Source organism: Rhizobium sp. RAF36 (assembly GCF_052114105.1).
Taxonomy (GTDB): Bacteria; Pseudomonadota; Alphaproteobacteria; order Rhizobiales; family Rhizobiaceae; genus Rhizobium.
This window is the reverse complement of the sequence record NZ_JBFREC010000002.1, coordinates 1,056,520-1,071,025: the sequence shown is the minus strand read 5'-3', so window position 1 is coordinate 1,071,025 and position 14,506 is coordinate 1,056,520. Positions and strand designations below refer to the sequence as shown.

Sequence of the window (14,506 nt, the reverse complement as noted above, 5' to 3'; positions counted from 1 at the left end):
TATAAATTGTTTCGCCATCCACAACCGAGTTACACACATTTAGCCTCCTAGAAAGGCATTACGATATCTCGGCGGGCGTTCGTGTCACGGACGCTAATTTCTAAGGGGATAGATGAGATGCTCACCACCAATAGTTTTTCAACAGTATCGGCCGAAAGCGGCCACCGCGCCGCCCATCATCTAATAGCCAACGAGCATTTGACGGCGCATAGCTGCAGCAATCCTCCTCAGTCCCGATAGCCCGACCCCTCCCGATCCAGCACCCGCCTGACACTCTCCAGATGCATCCGCGCGCTTTCCGGGTCGCCCTCGCGCATCTGCTTTGCCGCAGCCGCCGCCACCTCGGGCGTGACCGGCAGCAGGCGGCGGCCGGTGCTCATGGCTTTGAGCTGCACTTCGGCGGCGCGTTCGAGGTAGTAGAGATCGTCCCAGGCCTCGGCGATATTGGGGGCGCAGACCATGACGCCGTGGTTTTTCATGAACAGGATGTCGTTATCGCCGAGGACGGCGGCGATGCGGTCGCCTTCGCGTTCGTCGAGCGCCAGGCCGTTGTAATTCTCGTCGACGGCGACGCGGCCGTAGAATTTCAGGGCGGTCTGGCCGGCGAAGATCAGCGGCTCGCCTTCGACCATGCTGAGTGCGGTGGCATTCGGCATATGGGTGTGGAAGGCAGCACCAACACGCGGCGACATCTTGTGCAGGCGGGCGTGGATGAAGAAGGCGGTGGCCTCGGGCACGCCGTCGCCAGAGATCACATTGCCCTCGAAATCGCAGATCAAGAGCGACGAGGCGGTGGCTTCCTGGAAAGCCCAGCCGAGGCGGTTGACGAGGAAGAGATCGGGATGGCCGGGGACGACGGCCGAGAAATGGTTGCAGATTCCCTCCTCCAGGCCGAGCCTGGCCGCCATCCTGAGGCAGGCGGCGAGATCGGCGCGGGCCTTCCAGATCTCCTCGCTATCGAGCGGGATGTTGCGCAGGATGGCGGGGCCGCCCTTCGAGAGATTGAGTTCGTGCGCCATGTCTACCTCCGCAATATCCGTTAGATCCAGCCGGCGGCAGCGAGCACGCCGGGCACCTTGTCGAGCGTGGGAACCACCGCGTTGGCGGCGTAATCGGCCAGCGGCTTGCGCCCGGTGCCGCGATCGACCCAGACGGTACGAAAGCCGAGTTTGCGGGCTGCGGCAAGGTCGAGATGCGGGCTGGCGCAGATATGCACCAGATCATTGATGCCGATACCCAACTCTTTCCAAGCGTGACGGAAGATTTGTGCCGATGGCTTGTAGGCGCCGGCCTGTTCGGCGGTGATGACGCGGTCGACATGGCCGCCGAGTTGGGCGACGTTGCCTGCGATGATCGCATCATCGGTGTTGGAGATGACGGCGAGGCGGAAACCGGCCGATTTCAGCTGGCCGAGCGTTTCGACGACTTCGGGGAATGGCGGCATCCTGCCGATCGAGGAGGTCAGGATCTCGGCATCGTCAGGCGTGAAGCCGAGGCCGAATTCGCCCATCGCCTTTTCCAGCGCCAGGGCGCTCACTTCTCTGAAGGATCTGTGCGGGCGCTCTTCCTCCAGCGCGTGCTCATGGCGGTCATAGGTGGCGATGAAGGCTTTCTGGTCGATATCGCCGCCTTTGGCAGAGAGGATGCGATCCATCGCCGCCAGCAGCCCCTCGTCCCACTGGATCAGGGTTCCGTAGCAATCGAATGTCAGCCAGCTCGGCCGGGTGCCTGGAAGCGTCATTTGCGTCATCTCCGTTGATGACGCCAGATTGACAAAGCGCGCGGTCATTGAGAAATTAAATATAGAAATTTCTCTCAGTGAAAAATCAAATGAGCTACGGATTCGACCTCGATCTTCTCAGAACCTTCGCAGCCGTTATCGATTGCGGCGGCTTCACCAAGGCGGCCGAGCGGGTGCATCTGACGCAATCGACCGTCAGCCAGCAGGTGAAGAAGCTGGAGGCCAATCTCGGTCACACGCTGCTGTTGCGCGACAAATCGACGGGCGGGGTGCAGACGACGGAGGCGGGCGAGTTGCTGCTGAGCTATACTAGGCGGCTGCTTTCGACCGCCGACGAGGCGTCCGAAGCGATGCGCAAACCGGCGGCGCCGAAGACCGTTCGTCTCGGCGTTCCCGAGGATTTTGCCGGGCGGCGGCTGATCGATCTGCTCTCCGGCTTCTCGGCCGCCTCGCCGCATATAAGGCTGGATACGGTGAGCGGCTTGAGCACGGAGCTCAAGCGGCTGCTCGATGCCGGGGAGATCGACCTGGCGCTGATCAAGCGTGAGCCCGGCGATGGCGCGGCATTGGCGACCTGGAGCGAGGAGCTGATCTGGGTGGAAGGCGGGCAGCCGACTGCCGGAAGCGACCCGGTCCCGCTGGCGGTTTTTCCCGTCGGCTGCATCTATCGCGACCGGGCAATCCGCGCCATCGAGCGCAGCGGCCGGCGCTGGCGGATCGCCTATACCAGCCAGGGGCTGATGGGCGTGCAGGCCGCCGTCGCCTCCGGCCTCGGCATCAGTCTGCTGCCCTCGGATGCGGTGCTGCCGGAACACAGGCTGCTCTCGGCCGATGACGGCTTCGAGCCGCAGCCGAATTCGGAACTGGCGCTGGTCAAGGGACGGACGCGACTCTCGGCGGAGGCGAAATTCCTCGGTGAATTCCTGACAGACAATCTGGCGGCGCCTTGATGGACTTGAATCTCGAATGGCCGCCAAGTGCGAAGAACTGGGGACCGGCCGGGCTTCGCGCCCGTCATTTGCAAGCGCCTAGCCGTTCTTCCGGGGTCGGCCGCCCTTGGCGCCGTTGGCGCGGCTTGCCTCTACCTTCGCCTTTGAACGGGATTGGCCGCCGCGGCGCTGCGCATCCATGAATTTCGTCGTGCCGAATATGCCGTTCATCAGTCCGGCAATGGTAAAATCCACGTCCAGGCTTTCCCAATGCAGGCCGGTCTCGCCGAGAAGCGCGACATCAGACAACTGCCCGATGGTCGCATCCTCAAGGCCCTGTATTGACCGGGCCGGCACCATGAACGCAGCACCGTTGGTGAAATCCACGACGATGCGGCCGGACACCTCATCGAAACGGACGGATGCCGGGATGGGCCTGAGGGCGCGTTCTGCCTCCCCCTTCGCGGTCGCTTCCCGGTAGTGACGATCTTCGAAGACAGTTTCACCCATGGATGCTCTCCCATTTTTCGATGAACAGTCGCCTGTTCGCCTGGACGATGGCAAGGGCGACGGTCAGATCCCGCTTCTTCATTCCGCGGTTCGATATCACGGTGAGATCGAGAATATTGATGCGGGCTTCCCCATCTCCGTAGACATGGGTGTGCGCCGGTTCGTGGTCATCCGTGTAAATGACAAATCGCATGCCTGCTTCACGGAGGATGGTGACCATGCGCCAAATTAACCTAACAACTTGGGTTTTTCAAGAGCCTTGGCCGCTCGACTGAGAGCCTTCGAACGAAATGTGGAACCGATCACAGATCGATTCCACATTTGAATAGGCGGCTGGAGCGTCAGCCCGCCCCTTTGCATTTGGGTATCAGCCGAACTTCTCGGTGGTATCCGCCTTGCCCTTGACCCAGTAGCCCGAGGCCTTGATCCAGGCGAGCGGGTAGCCGCGCTCCTCGGTCAGATAGGCGCGGATGGCGCGGACGACGGAGCCTTCGGCGGCGACCCAGACGAGCGTCTGCGGAGCGATGTCGATGCCGCTCAGCGCCGCGATCAGTGGCGCGGCATCGGTGGCCTCCGACAGCGGACGGTGGATCCAGCGCGTGGTCAGCGCGGCTGCCGTTTCAAAGACCTGCTGCTCTTCCGGTCCGGCGACGGCGCCGAGCAGGGTGATGACGCTGCCTTCGCCGCTTTCCTCGATGCGCCGACCGATCGCCGGAAGTGCGGTTTCATCGCCGACCAGCAGCCAGCGCTTCACCTTGTTCGAGATGACCGCCGAGCCGCGCGGGCCGCCGATTTCGAGCGTGGTACCCGGCTTCGCATCGATCGCCCATTGGGTGACCGGACCGGCTTCATGGAGGGCGAAATCGATCGTCAGGCTGCGGGCGGCGTTGTCGTAGCGGCGCGGGGTGTAATCGCGGCGTTCTTCCTCGCCACCCTTACCCGCTACGATGACCTTGATATGGTCGTCGGGCGCCAGGCTGACGAAATCGGCGAGGTCTTCGCCTGTCAGCACGACGCGGCGCATGCCGGGAGTGATGTCGGTGACGCTCTCGGCGATCAGCGAACGGCGGCGCAATTCATGCCTGACCCGCTCGATTTCGGGCGCGGCATTGGCACTGTTTGCAGAATTGGTGTTGTTATCCATCTTGTCCTTCTTGGGGCTCATAGAGCTCGATCCGCAGGACATGGTCGCGCAGATCGAAGCCGCAGAGCCGTTCGATCATACGCGTTGAGTGACGTTAACGCTTACGTGACCGGGCAAGCGCCCGGACATTGACGAACCGGCTTTAACCGACAGAGCCCCTCGCCGCAAGACGGACGGCGCAGCGAATATCCGATGTTACTAAGATTTAACTTTTGCAAGGCCGATCATCCGCGTCAGATATAGCGCATATAGGCATTCGAAAGCAGATGGAAAAGATGATGGACGCCAAGATCCGCACGGTTCTCGACACATATGAAGAGATGATCGCCAAGGAGCGCGCCAGCCCCCGCATCGAGCCGCCGGGCGGGCGTGACGGCGGGCAGGACCGGCGGATGCGCGCCGTTGGCCCGGAGACCGGCCAGTTTCTCAACATTCTGGCCAAGAGCCTCGATGCGCCCGTCATCCTGGAGCTCGGCACCTCCTTCGGCTATTCCGGCATCTGGCTGGCGGAAGCGGCGCGCGCGGCGGGCGGCAGGCTGATCACCATGGAAATGCAAGGCTACAAATCCGCCTTTGCGCAGGAGATGGCGGAGAAGGCCGGGCTGTCCGCCCATATCGACTTCCGGATCGGCGATGCCGTGGAGATGATCGGCACGCTCAAGACGGGCGTCGATTTCGTCCTCGTCGATCTCTGGAAGGATCTCTACCTCCCCTGCCTCGAGGCCTTCTATCCGCGGCTCAATCCCGGCGCGATCATCGTCGCCGACAACATGATCCGGCCCGGCGACGACAATGTGAAAGCCTATGGCCGGGCGATCCGCGCCAAGCTGGGGATTTCGAGCGTGCTATTGCCTGTGGGCAGCGGGCTGGAGATCAGCCGGTACGAGCCTTAGCGGCAGATGGTCTCCATTTCCGGCCTGTACCCCTCCTCGCCCCAATGCTGGATTCTCGCGGCTCGCCGCGGCGGGTTGTAGTGGCGGGCGAGCGCCAGGAGGGCGGTGCGCAGCATCAGCTTGGCGGAGCGCACCGGCCATTGGCGTTCGCGCTCCACGGTTTCCAAGCCCTTCATGAAGCAGCAGATATCGAGGGCGGCGCCTGATAGTTCCGGGCCCATCGCCTCGATCGCGCGGTTGACGGCGGTGCGGGCGGCGACGGCGCTGTCGGCGAGATCGGCCATGCCGCCGCGCTCGCCCTTGCTGCGGCCAGAAAGCCGCGGCTGCCAGGAGGCGGTGACGCGCGGCTGCAGCTGGGCGCGGGTGAAATCGGCATGCAGGTGTTCGCCGGCGGCAAGGGCGGCCTTCGGCAGGAAGGGCTCGCCATTCCTGTCCTTCAGGCGGGCGAGCGAGGCAAGCGGCGATTCCGCCTCGTTGACCCTGAGCGTCTCGGGCCGGCCATCGATGTCGCGGGTTGCGCGGGTGATATCGCCATGCTGCTCGATGAAGGCCTCGTCGCGTTCGGCCAGCGCCCGGCGAAGATAGGCACGCGCTGCCGGCGCCAGGCTGGCGCTGTCCTGCGCCATCGTGGCAAGGCCGCGGGAGACGGCTTCGGAGAGCAAGCCGGACGGGATTTCATGACGGGCGGTGCCGTGATGGAGGGCGACGGCTTCCGAGCCGAAGCGCTCCAGCCGAACTTCGCCTTTCGCCAGGAAGCGCAGCATTTTCAGCATCTGCCTGTCGCTGCTAGTGGTTTTCTCAGTCATGGGCTGCTCCTTCCGGAAAACGGAAGACGGAGACGACCGTGCGTTCGATGGCGGAGACGAAATCATCGAAGGCCGGGTCGTCGCGGCGCTGCTCGACGATCATGCAGGCATGGGCGACGGTGGTGCGATGGCGCCCGAAGCCGCCGGCGATCTCCTGCTGCGAGAATTGCAGCGCGGTGTGGCAGGCATACATGGAAATCTGCCGGACGTGGCATAGCATGCGGCGGCGATCGCGCCGCTCCAGCATGCGGCTGCCCGCGATCATCACCATCTCGGCGGTGATCTTCTGGGCGATGCGGCAGACGATGCGCACCGGCAACGACACCGATGGCGGACGCGGCTCAGGCGGTGGAGCCGGCGGCTCGTCGTCGATGATCGGGCGAAGGGCTGTTTCGAGGCGATTGCGCGGTAAAGGGATTTGAGTGTGCGGCATGTGAAACTCCCGGAAATAGGAATTAATTCACATACCATAAGAGAGGAATGCGCGAAACGAAAGAGCCGCGCCGCAACTTTTTCGTGCCTTCGGCTTTAACGGCGCTTAACCTGCTGAAATTGAATGTGGATTATTTTCCTATATCGATCGTACCGCCGAAGGAGCGGGAGATGGGCTGCCAGAGAGGAGAAGCCGGATGCCGAGGCCGACAAGAACGATGCCGGTGAACCGCTCCTGCCAGGCCAGCAGTTTCGGAAAGCGGTGAAGAAATTGGCCGACGGTTCCCGATGCCAGTGCGACACCACCGAGCGAAAAGATGCCAACCAGTTTCTGGATCGATCCCAAAACCAGCAGTTGCAGCCAGACCGGCCCGGCATGGGGATCTACGAAGAGCGGCAGGAAGGTGAACATGAACAGCAGGGACTTCGGGTTGGTCAGGCTGTTCAACGTTCCCTCGCGCACGGCCTTCCACCCCGACACCGGCCGGGATTTCAGCCTTGCTGCGGATTGATGCGCAAAGCTTGCCCATACCATCCTGATCCCGAGATAAATCAGATAGGCCGCGCCCAGCCACTGGAGGACATGCAGCGCGGACGGATAGGCGGCCACCAGCGATGCCAGGCCGAGGACCAGCAGGCCGACCTGCACGGCCCCGGCGACAAAGACCATGCCGACGACCGTCAGAAGCGCGGTCCTGCGCCCCTGCCCGACACCGCGGGCGATGACCAACATCATGTCCGGCCCCGGCGTGATTTCCAGAACGGCAAGGGCGATGAGGAAGGTCAGGAAGATCGAGGCGTCGGGCATGGCTTTGAGATCGTGGAGGGAGGAAAGCTACCAATTGAAAACAAGAGTTAGCGGAAGATGGGTTGCCGTTACAACCCCGCTTCGGCCATCCAGAACTCGGCGTCGGCGCCTCCAGGGATGCGCAGCGGTGCTGCGGGATCGGTGGCGGCGCGCCAGACGGCTTCAGCGACATCGGGCGCGTGGGTGATCGGGCCGGTATCGTCCTGAACGCTTTTGACGAATTCCTGGATCAGCGGCGCATAGTCAGGGTCATCGGCGCCGCGCAGATGCGGCCGGGCGTTCTGGCCGAAGCGGGTCTCCGGCGAGCGGCCCGGCAGGACGATATGCACCCGCACGCCGAACGGCTCCATTTCGACCGCCAGGGATTCGCTCAGCGCATTCACCGCCGCCTTGCTCGCCCGGTAGACGCCGATGACGGGCATCACCTTGACCGTGACCGTCGAGGTGACGTTGATGATGACGCCGGCCCGCCGTTGACGCATCTGCGGCAGCACCGCCTGGATCATCGCCAGCGTGCCGATCACATTGGTCTGAAACAGCGACTGCGCCGTCTCGGGGTCGGTCAGTTCGATCGGCGCCGGCGCGCCGAAACCGGCATTGTTGACCAGCACGTCTATGGGACCTGCGCTCTTCACCGCTTCCGCGATGCTGGCGGGATCGGTGACGTCGAGCGGCAGGACGCGCAGGCGATCGGATGGCTGAAGCAGGCTGGCAGCGGGTGTGCGCATCGTTGCGATCACCTCCCAGCCGCGTTCCAGAAACAGTTTGGCGGTCTCCAGGCCAAAGCCGGACGAGCAACCGGTGATCAATATCGTGGGCATGCGCTTCTCCATGTGGAAAGGAATGCCGCGATGATAGTGACCGGTGGCAGGACTTGATATAGGCTGAAGTCTCCATTTCTTTAGCGATAGTCCTGATCATGAGCATCGATCCGCTTGCCGACATCGTCACCTTGCTGCAGCCTGCAGCGCGCTTCTCGAAGCTGGTGGAATGCGCCGGCCAATGGCGCATTCGCCGCGAGGCCACCGGCGAGCCGTTTTACTGCGCCATCCTGGACGGCGCGTGCCGCGTCACATTCGGAGACGATCAGCCGTTCATCCTGGAAGCCGGGGATTTCGTGCTGGTGCCTGCGATGCGCGATCTCGTCAACGAGAGCCTCGATGCTTCCGCCGGTTTGCCGGATACGATCCCGGCGCAGCTCACCGACGGCCGTTTTCGCGCCGGGCGTCTCGATGGCCCGGCGGATCTGCGCATGCGGATCGGCCATTGCAGCTTCGGCGCGCCGGATGCTGCCCTGCTCGTGCCGCTGCTGCCCGAGGTAGTGATCGTGCGCGGCGAACCGCGCCTGGCGACGCTGATGCAGCTCCTTGGCGAGGAGACGCGGGCGCGGCGCCCGGCCCGCGAACTGGTGCTGGAGCGGCTTCTCGAGGTGCTGCTGATCGAGGCCCTGCGATCAGGGACCGAGACCACCGCCGCACCCGGGCTCAGCCGCGGCCTTGCCGACGAGCGTCTGGCAGCCAGTCTCCACGCCCTGCATGCGCGCCCAGCCCATCCCTGGACGGTGGCCGATCTTGCCGCCGAAGCCGCCCTCTCCCGCTCCGCCTTCTTTGCCCGCTTCAGCCGTGTCGTCGGGCTGGCGCCGATGGAATATCTGCTCGCCTGGCGCATGGCGCTCGCCAAGCAACTGCTGCGCCGGCGGGAGCTGACCATGGATGAGGTGGCCGAGCGCGTCGGCTATGGGTCGGCGAGCACATTCAGCGTGGCCTTCGCGCGCCATGCGGGGGTGCCGCCGGCGCGGTTTGCGCGGGGTGGGTGAGATGGGGTGGGTGCGGGTGGTTTGGTCGCAAGGGTTGGAGCGTGTAGCCCCCTCATCCGGCCCTATCGGGCCACCTTCTCCCCCAGGGGAGAAGGGACGTTCCCATCCGCTGCCGCGGCCCGCTGAAACCAGCACAGAGGCCGCCGCGATCCTCCCCTCTCCCCTCGGGGAGAAGGTGCCCGAAGGGCGGATGAGGGGGCTCCGGGTGAGGTGCTCACAAAGCAGGGCATTCAGTGCAAGCGCAATGATTTCCACTGCATGACGAATAGAGCCCGGGCAGATGCCCCCCTGCAACCGCCAATCCTTCCTCGCGCCACCCACGATGCCAACCCGCCCCCTCGCCCCTCGCCCCACCACCCCCTGTCATCAAACTGATAGAATTCACTTGCTAATGATTTGCAATTGCAGATCGGAACGCATTTTGATGACCAGACCAGAACCAGAGACGAAAATCCTCCTCCCCCTCGTCGTCCTGTCGATCGCCCAGCTGATCGGCTGGGGCGCCGTCGGTTTTCCGGCGGTGGTCGGGCGGGACGTGGCGGCTGATCTTCAGATCGGCATGCCGGCGGTGTTTGCCGGAACGACGACTTTCTACGTGATGATGGGAGTCTGCTCGCCGCTGCTGTCGCGGTTCTTTGCCAGCATCGGGGCGCGGGTGGTGATGATGGCCGGGACGGTGGTTTCGGCTGCGGGGCTCATGCTGGTGTCTCTGGCGCATTCGCCCGTCACCTATTTTCTCGGATGGCTTCTGATCGGGGCGGCGGGCAGCGCCAGTCTCACCATGCCGGCGCATATCCTGCTCAACGAGATCGCCGGACGCAGGGCGGCGCGGGCAATCGCGACACTGATGCTGGTAACCGGCCTGTCGAGCACCATCTTCTGGCCACTCACCTCGTTTCTGGCGGCGCATGGCGGGTGGCGGGGCGCGTGCCAGGTCTATGCGCTGGTCATGGCTCTGCTCTGCCTGCCGCTCTATGGCTTCGGGCTGCCGCGCAGGCGCAACGAGGCCGCCTCTTCTGCGGCGGCTCCCGCGCCGGTCGCGGCACGCGCCTATGACCGGACCTTCTACCTGATCGTCGCGGCAATCGTCTTCAATGCCTTCATCACCTATGGCTTCAGTTCGGTGCTGATCGAGCTCCTGAAAGGCGAAGGTCTCAGCGCTTCGCAGGCGCTGGCTTTCGGCTCGACGCTCGGCATCATCCAGATCGCTGCGCGCGGCGTGAACCTGATCGGCAAGACCGAATGGGACGGCGTGACGATCGGCGCCGGTGCCTCCGGAATGCTTTGCCTGTCGCTCCTGATCCTGCTCGCCGTTCAGGGCTCGCCCGTTGCCGTCGGGGTTTTCCTGGTGCTCTATGGCACCAGCAGCGGCGCACTGGCCGTGGCCCGCTCTACCATTCCGCTCACCTTCTACGACAAGGCTGAATTTGCGCGAGCCCTGTCGCGGATCGCCCTGCCGCTCAACTGGATCTCGGCGGCCTCGCCGCCGCTGCTGATCTGGCTGATGACCACGTATGGCAATGGCGCGGTGCTGGCCCTGTGCCTGTTCTGCTCGCTTTGCGCCATCGGCATGCTGCTTTTGCTGCGCGGCCGCCGCCCGGCCGATCAGGCCGCCGCCGTCCCGTCATAGCCGCAAAACAAAAAAGCCGGGCGCAAAGCCCGGCTCTTGACATCGACTGCGCGCTTTTCAGCCGCGGCCGCGCTTGCGGCGCTGGCCGAGACCCATTTCCTTGGCAAGGCGCGAGCGCGCTTCGGCATAGGCGGGAGCGACCATCGGGTAGTCGGCGGGAAGATCCCACTTCTCGCGGTATTCTTCCGGCGAGAGACTGTGATGGGTCATCAGGTGGCGCTTCAGGGACTTGAAGTTGCCACCGCATTCCAGGCAGGTGATCTGCTCGTCCTGAACGGACTTGCGGACAGAAACAGCAGGCTTCTGCTTTTCTACGATCGCTGCGGCGGGCTGTGGTACGGACGTGTTGCTGAGGGCGGAATGCACGTCGGAAATCAGATTGGCCAAGTCGGTGACCGGGACTACATGATTGCTGACATAGGCCGCCACGATGTCGGCCGTCAGCTCTACCAGCAATTCCGGCCCAGTGCCGGTCGCGGTATCCGTCATATTTTATATCTCCTGTTCGCATGCGTGGATGATCTTTGTGCCAAAAAGCACAAGATCGCCTTCGTAGAGGCTAACAGTAGAAGTCCAGCTTACAGCAGCATGTCCTAAAACGCGAATCCACCCCTAGATTCTTGCCGCCGAAATCTGTCCCAATACTGCCTGAATCCGAATCATACGTCGCACTCTTCGACCGCAGCCTTAATTAGACATTGGATATCAACGTTAAGGATGGAAAAAGCGAAACGATTCTAATTCGAAATCAGAACTCTACTTGCAATTCAATTAGCATCGTTTGACCGAAAGTCCAATTCTTATTTGCGTGATCTCTACGTAAAAAATTGGCCGACATTAAGATTTTGCAAGCAAGCATCCGACTTTAGTCCATAAGCAGAGACAAAATTTGCGTAAAATTGCTTAAAGCCCTGTATTTTATACTCTCATCGTTTGCGCATATCGTCACGTACGGAAAATACCGACAAAGCATGTCCGGTGGCATGTGCGGCCCTCGCAAGCAGATGCGCAGCAACCGGAGCGGTCAGAAGCAGAAAGGCTATCCCGGCCACAGCTCGCGTAAAAATTGATAAATCCCCGGAATGGACCCCGGCAGCGAGCAGCAGGAGGCTGGCACCGACCGTGCCGGCCTTGGAGGCGGCGTGCATGCGGCAATAGACGTCAGGCAGCCGCAGCACGCCGATGGCCGCAGCCATCGTGAAGAATGCGCCTGCCAGCATCAGGACGGCAACGATGATTGCGACGACATAATCCATCACCGCGCCCTCCCCGGTTTGGCGGCTTTCACTTTTGTCTTCGGTTTTGCGGCCTTGCCCTGCTTCGGAACCGCGTCCGGCTCCGGTTGCCCCGCCGGCATTCCCCTCGACAGCACGAAGCGGGCAAAGGCGACGGTCGCCAGGAAGCCGACGAGGCCGAGCGAGACGGCGATGTCGATATAGAGCGCGAAGCCGGTCTTGGCCGCGACCACGGCGATGAAGCCGATGGCGATGCCGGTCAGCATGTCGAGACCGGCGATCCTGTCCGGCAGGGTCGGCCCGGCGGCGATGCGCCAGGCGGTCAGCAGCAATGACAGACCAAGCACGGCCAGTGCCGCATCGGCTGCAAGCTGGATGATGACGGCGGGCTCGATCACCGGAAGGCCTCCATGATCTTGCGCTCGAAGCCTTCGGCAATCGCCTTGCGGGCCACCTTCGGATCGGAACAGTCGAGCGCATGGACATAGAGCGTCTTGCGGTCGTCGCTGACATCGACCGAGAGCGTGCCGGGCGTCAGCGTAATCAGGTTGGCGAGCAGGGTGATCTCGAAATCGCGATCGACGGTCAGCGGAAAGGCGAAGATCCCGGGCTGTATCCGCATCTTCGGCCGCAGTACCGTCAGCGCCACCGCCGAGGCGGACAGTGCGAGCTCCCGCAGGAAGAGCAGAGCCAGCGACAGAACCAGCCGGAAGCGGCGCAGATAGCCGCTGCCGCCGAAGGGTTCGCGGACAACGGAGAGAACGGCAGCGCCGAGCACGAAGCCGAGCAGCAGATTGTGCAGCGAAGCGCTGCCCGATACGGCGGCCCAGGCAATGGCGAGCAGCAGGTTGAAGACGAAGGCGATCATGGTGTGCGAGCCTCCGGGAAGACCGAATGGATATAGGCGGTCGGATCGGCAAGGTTTTCGGCGGCCTGCTGCGTCAGCGACAGCAGCTGCTCCGGCAGCACGCCGAAGAGCGTGACGAGCGCCGTCAGCGCAATCAGCGGCGCGGCGGCGGACCAGCCGATCGCCACCGGCGCGGCCGGCGCCGCTGCCGGACGCCAGTAGGCGAGCAGGAAGAGGCGGCCGAAGCAGATCGTCGACAGGAAGCCGCCGGTCAGCAAGGCTGCCGCCAGCCACCAAGCGCCGACATCGAGCGAGGCCTTGACCAGCATCAGCTTCGGCCAGAATCCGGAAAAGGGCGGCAGGCCGGACGCGGCGAAGAACAGCATCAGCGAGACCGCGGCGAACCAGCCGTTTGCCCGGTAGAGGCCGCCGAGCGATACCAGCGAGAAGCCGCCGCCGAGGCGCCCGGCAATACCGGCTGCCAGATAGAGCGCGGTCATCAGCACGATCGACTGCAGCGCATAGAAGATCGCGCCGCTGACGCCACCCGGCGTGCCGATCGAGATGCCGATCAGCATGCTGCCGATGCCGGAGATGACGGTATAACCAAGCACGCGGCGGATATCGCTCTCGGCCAGCGCCCCCAGCGCACCCGACAGGACGGTGGCGGAACCGAGAATGGCGATCAGCAGGCTGAGCTCCTCGCGCTCGACCGGCATCAGCATGATCATCACGCGGATCAGCGCGTAGATGCCGACCTTGGTGAGCAGGCCGGCAAACAGCGCCGACACGACGGTTCGCGGCGTGTGATAGGAGGCAGGCAGCCAGAAATTGACTGGAAAGGCGGCGGCCTTCATGGCGAAGGCAAACAGGAAAAGAGCTGCCAGCGTCATCAGCGGCGCGCCGTCGCGCAGGCCGGCGGCCTTTTCGGCGATATCGGCCATGTTGAGCGTGCCGAAGATGGCATAGAGATAGCCGACGGCCACGAGGAACAGCGTGGTGGCGATGAGGTTCAGCACCGCATATTTCATCGCCCCGTCGATCTGCCTGGGCTCGGAACCCAGGATCAGCAGGCCGAAGGAGGAGATCAGCAGCACCTCGAACCAGACGTAGAGATTGAAGACGTCGCCGGTCAGGAAGGCGCCGCTGACCCCGGCCATGAGCAGAAGCAGCAGCGGGAAGAAGCCGAAGCGGCGGTGCCCGGCATCGGTATCGGACAGCGCATAGACACTTGCCGCCAGCGCCGCGATCGCCCCGGCCAGCGCCATCAGCACGCCGAAGAGATCGGCGGTGAAGGCAATGCCGAAGGGCGGCAGCCAGCGGCCCATCACCATGGTGACCGGGCCTTCGACGATGACCTTCTGCAGGAGCAGTGCATCGATGACGACGAGAGCCGTCAGGCCGGCGATGGCGATCGGGGCATGGAGATGGATGCGGGAGCGCAGCGTCAGCAGCAGGGCGCCGAGGACGATGCAGAGCGCGACCGGGAGAATGACCAGCCAGTGACCGGCCGGCACGGGGGCGGTGAGCATGGCGGTGGAGAGGTCGAGGCTGGTGGTGGGGGTGGCCATCTAGGTAGTGGCTCCCTTGAGTGTCGAGGGTGTGGTGGCGGCCTCAGCTGTGGGCGTTACGGGTGGGGTACCCCCCTCTGCCCTGCCGGGCATCTCCCCCTCAAGGGGGGAGAACACGAGTGGTGGGCTCCCCATCTCATCTTC

General features: G+C 63.5%; 18 protein-coding genes. 4 read left to right on the top strand and 14 right to left on the bottom strand.

Translation table 11 applies throughout. The annotated features are described in order from the left end of the window. Nucleotides 1–227 precede the first annotated feature (227 nt). Nucleotides 228–1,019 (bottom strand): aldolase, encoded by a 792-nt coding sequence (locus AB4Z25_RS11240; protein ID WP_112541153.1) that lies wholly within the window; start codon nucleotides 1,017–1,019, stop codon nucleotides 228–230. 20 nt (nucleotides 1,020–1,039) lie between these two features. Beyond that, nucleotides 1,040–1,741, bottom strand: a complete 702-nt coding sequence (locus AB4Z25_RS11235; protein ID WP_112541162.1) for a haloacid dehalogenase type II — start codon at nucleotides 1,739–1,741, stop codon at nucleotides 1,040–1,042. 89 nt (nucleotides 1,742–1,830) lie between these two features. Between AB4Z25_RS11235 and AB4Z25_RS11230 the strand changes: the two genes are divergently transcribed. After that, nucleotides 1,831–2,691, top strand: a complete 861-nt coding sequence (locus tag AB4Z25_RS11230; protein ID WP_112541154.1) for a LysR family transcriptional regulator — start codon at nucleotides 1,831–1,833, stop codon at nucleotides 2,689–2,691. A gap of 78 nt (nucleotides 2,692–2,769) precedes the next feature. On the opposite strand, the gene AB4Z25_RS11225 is transcribed toward AB4Z25_RS11230, so the two are convergent. The 3 genes from AB4Z25_RS11225 to AB4Z25_RS11215 all read right to left on the bottom strand — a co-directional run bounded on the left by AB4Z25_RS11225 (nucleotide 2,770) and on the right by AB4Z25_RS11215 (nucleotide 4,324). Then, complete coding sequence (locus tag AB4Z25_RS11225; RefSeq protein ID WP_112541155.1) at nucleotides 2,770–3,180, bottom strand: DUF2442 domain-containing protein; 411 nt, start codon at nucleotides 3,178–3,180, stop codon at nucleotides 2,770–2,772. Continuing rightward, on the bottom strand, nucleotides 3,173–3,400 hold the full coding sequence (locus AB4Z25_RS11220; protein WP_112541156.1) for a DUF4160 domain-containing protein: 228 nt from the start codon (nucleotides 3,398–3,400) through the stop codon (nucleotides 3,173–3,175). The genes AB4Z25_RS11225 and AB4Z25_RS11220 overlap by 8 nt, the downstream gene beginning before the upstream one ends. A gap of 147 nt (nucleotides 3,401–3,547) precedes the next feature. Next, complete coding sequence (locus AB4Z25_RS11215; RefSeq protein ID WP_112541163.1) at nucleotides 3,548–4,324, bottom strand: siderophore-interacting protein; 777 nt, start codon at nucleotides 4,322–4,324, stop codon at nucleotides 3,548–3,550. A gap of 278 nt (nucleotides 4,325–4,602) precedes the next feature. On the opposite strand from AB4Z25_RS11215, the gene AB4Z25_RS11210 reads away from it, so the two are divergent. After that, complete coding sequence (locus tag AB4Z25_RS11210; RefSeq protein WP_112541157.1) at nucleotides 4,603–5,217, top strand: DUF1442 domain-containing protein; 615 nt, start codon at nucleotides 4,603–4,605, stop codon at nucleotides 5,215–5,217. On the opposite strand, the gene AB4Z25_RS11205 is transcribed toward AB4Z25_RS11210, so the two are convergent. The 4 genes from AB4Z25_RS11205 to AB4Z25_RS11190 all read right to left on the bottom strand — a co-directional run bounded on the left by AB4Z25_RS11205 (nucleotide 5,214) and on the right by AB4Z25_RS11190 (nucleotide 8,084). Further along, nucleotides 5,214–6,023 (bottom strand): DUF6456 domain-containing protein, encoded by an 810-nt coding sequence (locus tag AB4Z25_RS11205; RefSeq protein ID WP_112541158.1) that lies wholly within the window; start codon nucleotides 6,021–6,023, stop codon nucleotides 5,214–5,216. The genes AB4Z25_RS11210 and AB4Z25_RS11205 overlap by 4 nt on opposite strands. After that, complete coding sequence (locus AB4Z25_RS11200; RefSeq protein ID WP_442207989.1) at nucleotides 6,016–6,456, bottom strand: helix-turn-helix domain-containing protein; 441 nt, start codon at nucleotides 6,454–6,456, stop codon at nucleotides 6,016–6,018. The genes AB4Z25_RS11205 and AB4Z25_RS11200 overlap by 8 nt, the downstream gene beginning before the upstream one ends. 138 nt (nucleotides 6,457–6,594) lie before the next feature. Next, nucleotides 6,595–7,263 carry a LysE family translocator gene (locus tag AB4Z25_RS11195; protein WP_112541159.1) on the bottom strand — a complete coding sequence of 223 codons (669 nt, stop codon included), beginning with the start codon at nucleotides 7,261–7,263 and terminating at the stop codon, nucleotides 6,595–6,597. A gap of 68 nt (nucleotides 7,264–7,331) precedes the next feature. Beyond that, complete coding sequence (locus tag AB4Z25_RS11190) at nucleotides 7,332–8,084, bottom strand: SDR family oxidoreductase (RefSeq protein ID WP_112541160.1); 753 nt, start codon at nucleotides 8,082–8,084, stop codon at nucleotides 7,332–7,334. Nucleotides 8,085–8,182: 98 nt separating this feature from the next. Between AB4Z25_RS11190 and AB4Z25_RS11185 the strand changes: the two genes are divergently transcribed. Then, the gene (locus tag AB4Z25_RS11185) at nucleotides 8,183–9,079 is read left to right on the top strand and encodes an AraC family transcriptional regulator (protein ID WP_112541161.1); all 897 of its coding nucleotides are present in this window, start codon (nucleotides 8,183–8,185) and stop codon (nucleotides 9,077–9,079) included. 424 nt (nucleotides 9,080–9,503) lie between these two features. After that, nucleotides 9,504–10,709, top strand: a complete 1,206-nt coding sequence (locus AB4Z25_RS11180; protein WP_112537348.1) for an MFS transporter — start codon at nucleotides 9,504–9,506, stop codon at nucleotides 10,707–10,709. 57 nt (nucleotides 10,710–10,766) lie between these two features. Here AB4Z25_RS11180 and AB4Z25_RS11175 read toward each other — a convergent pair whose 3' ends face one another. The 5 genes from AB4Z25_RS11175 to AB4Z25_RS11155 all read right to left on the bottom strand — a co-directional run bounded on the left by AB4Z25_RS11175 (nucleotide 10,767) and on the right by AB4Z25_RS11155 (nucleotide 14,362). Beyond that, the gene (locus AB4Z25_RS11175; protein WP_112389884.1) at nucleotides 10,767–11,198 is read right to left on the bottom strand and encodes a MucR family transcriptional regulator; all 432 of its coding nucleotides are present in this window, start codon (nucleotides 11,196–11,198) and stop codon (nucleotides 10,767–10,769) included. Nucleotides 11,199–11,635: 437 nt separating this feature from the next. Next, complete coding sequence (gene mnhG, locus AB4Z25_RS11170; protein ID WP_112537347.1) at nucleotides 11,636–11,965, bottom strand: monovalent cation/H(+) antiporter subunit G; 330 nt, start codon at nucleotides 11,963–11,965, stop codon at nucleotides 11,636–11,638. Continuing rightward, nucleotides 11,965–12,342: a cation:proton antiporter gene (locus AB4Z25_RS11165; protein WP_112537346.1), complete on the bottom strand. Its 378-nt coding sequence runs from the start codon at nucleotides 12,340–12,342 to the stop codon at nucleotides 11,965–11,967. Before AB4Z25_RS11165 ends, mnhG begins: the two co-directional genes overlap by 1 nt. Continuing rightward, a complete protein-coding gene (locus AB4Z25_RS11160; protein WP_112537345.1) occupies nucleotides 12,339–12,812 on the bottom strand; it encodes a Na+/H+ antiporter subunit E in 474 nt (157 codons plus the stop codon). The genes AB4Z25_RS11165 and AB4Z25_RS11160 overlap by 4 nt, the downstream gene beginning before the upstream one ends. Next, nucleotides 12,809–14,362 (bottom strand): Na+/H+ antiporter subunit D, encoded by a 1,554-nt coding sequence (locus tag AB4Z25_RS11155; RefSeq protein ID WP_112537344.1) that lies wholly within the window; start codon nucleotides 14,360–14,362, stop codon nucleotides 12,809–12,811. The genes AB4Z25_RS11160 and AB4Z25_RS11155 overlap by 4 nt, the downstream gene beginning before the upstream one ends. Nucleotides 14,363–14,506 lie beyond the last annotated feature (144 nt).

Excerpts from the sequence above, each read along its gene's own strand:
- AB4Z25_RS11185 (WP_112541161.1), top strand. The coding sequence starts at position 8,183 with ATGAGCATCGATCCGCTTGCCGACATCGTCACCTTGCTGCAGCCTGCA.
- AB4Z25_RS11235 (WP_112541162.1), bottom strand. The coding sequence starts at position 1,741 with ATGACGCTTCCAGGCACCCGGCCGAGCTGGCTGACATTCGATTGCTAC.
- AB4Z25_RS11225 (WP_112541155.1), bottom strand. The coding sequence starts at position 3,180 with ATGGGTGAAACTGTCTTCGAAGATCGTCACTACCGGGAAGCGACCGCG.
- AB4Z25_RS11190 (WP_112541160.1), bottom strand. The coding sequence starts at position 8,084 with ATGCCCACGATATTGATCACCGGTTGCTCGTCCGGCTTTGGCCTGGAG.
- AB4Z25_RS11240 (WP_112541153.1), bottom strand. The coding sequence starts at position 1,019 with ATGGCGCACGAACTCAATCTCTCGAAGGGCGGCCCCGCCATCCTGCGC.
- AB4Z25_RS11205 (WP_112541158.1), bottom strand. The coding sequence starts at position 6,023 with ATGACTGAGAAAACCACTAGCAGCGACAGGCAGATGCTGAAAATGCTG.
- AB4Z25_RS11200 (WP_442207989.1), bottom strand. The coding sequence starts at position 6,456 with ATGCCGCACACTCAAATCCCTTTACCGCGCAATCGCCTCGAAACAGCC.
- AB4Z25_RS11180 (WP_112537348.1), top strand. The coding sequence starts at position 9,504 with ATGACCAGACCAGAACCAGAGACGAAAATCCTCCTCCCCCTCGTCGTC.
- mnhG (WP_112537347.1), bottom strand. The coding sequence starts at position 11,965 with ATGGATTATGTCGTCGCAATCATCGTTGCCGTCCTGATGCTGGCAGGC.
- AB4Z25_RS11210 (WP_112541157.1), top strand. The coding sequence starts at position 4,603 with ATGGACGCCAAGATCCGCACGGTTCTCGACACATATGAAGAGATGATC.
- AB4Z25_RS11230 (WP_112541154.1), top strand. The coding sequence starts at position 1,831 with ATGAGCTACGGATTCGACCTCGATCTTCTCAGAACCTTCGCAGCCGTT.
- AB4Z25_RS11160 (WP_112537345.1), bottom strand. The coding sequence starts at position 12,812 with ATGATCGCCTTCGTCTTCAACCTGCTGCTCGCCATTGCCTGGGCCGCC.
- AB4Z25_RS11195 (WP_112541159.1), bottom strand. The coding sequence starts at position 7,263 with ATGCCCGACGCCTCGATCTTCCTGACCTTCCTCATCGCCCTTGCCGTT.
- AB4Z25_RS11220 (WP_112541156.1), bottom strand. The coding sequence starts at position 3,400 with ATGGTCACCATCCTCCGTGAAGCAGGCATGCGATTTGTCATTTACACG.
- AB4Z25_RS11215 (WP_112541163.1), bottom strand. The coding sequence starts at position 4,324 with ATGGATAACAACACCAATTCTGCAAACAGTGCCAATGCCGCGCCCGAA.
- AB4Z25_RS11155 (WP_112537344.1), bottom strand. The coding sequence starts at position 14,362 with ATGGCCACCCCCACCACCAGCCTCGACCTCTCCACCGCCATGCTCACC.
- AB4Z25_RS11175 (WP_112389884.1), bottom strand. The coding sequence starts at position 11,198 with ATGACGGATACCGCGACCGGCACTGGGCCGGAATTGCTGGTAGAGCTG.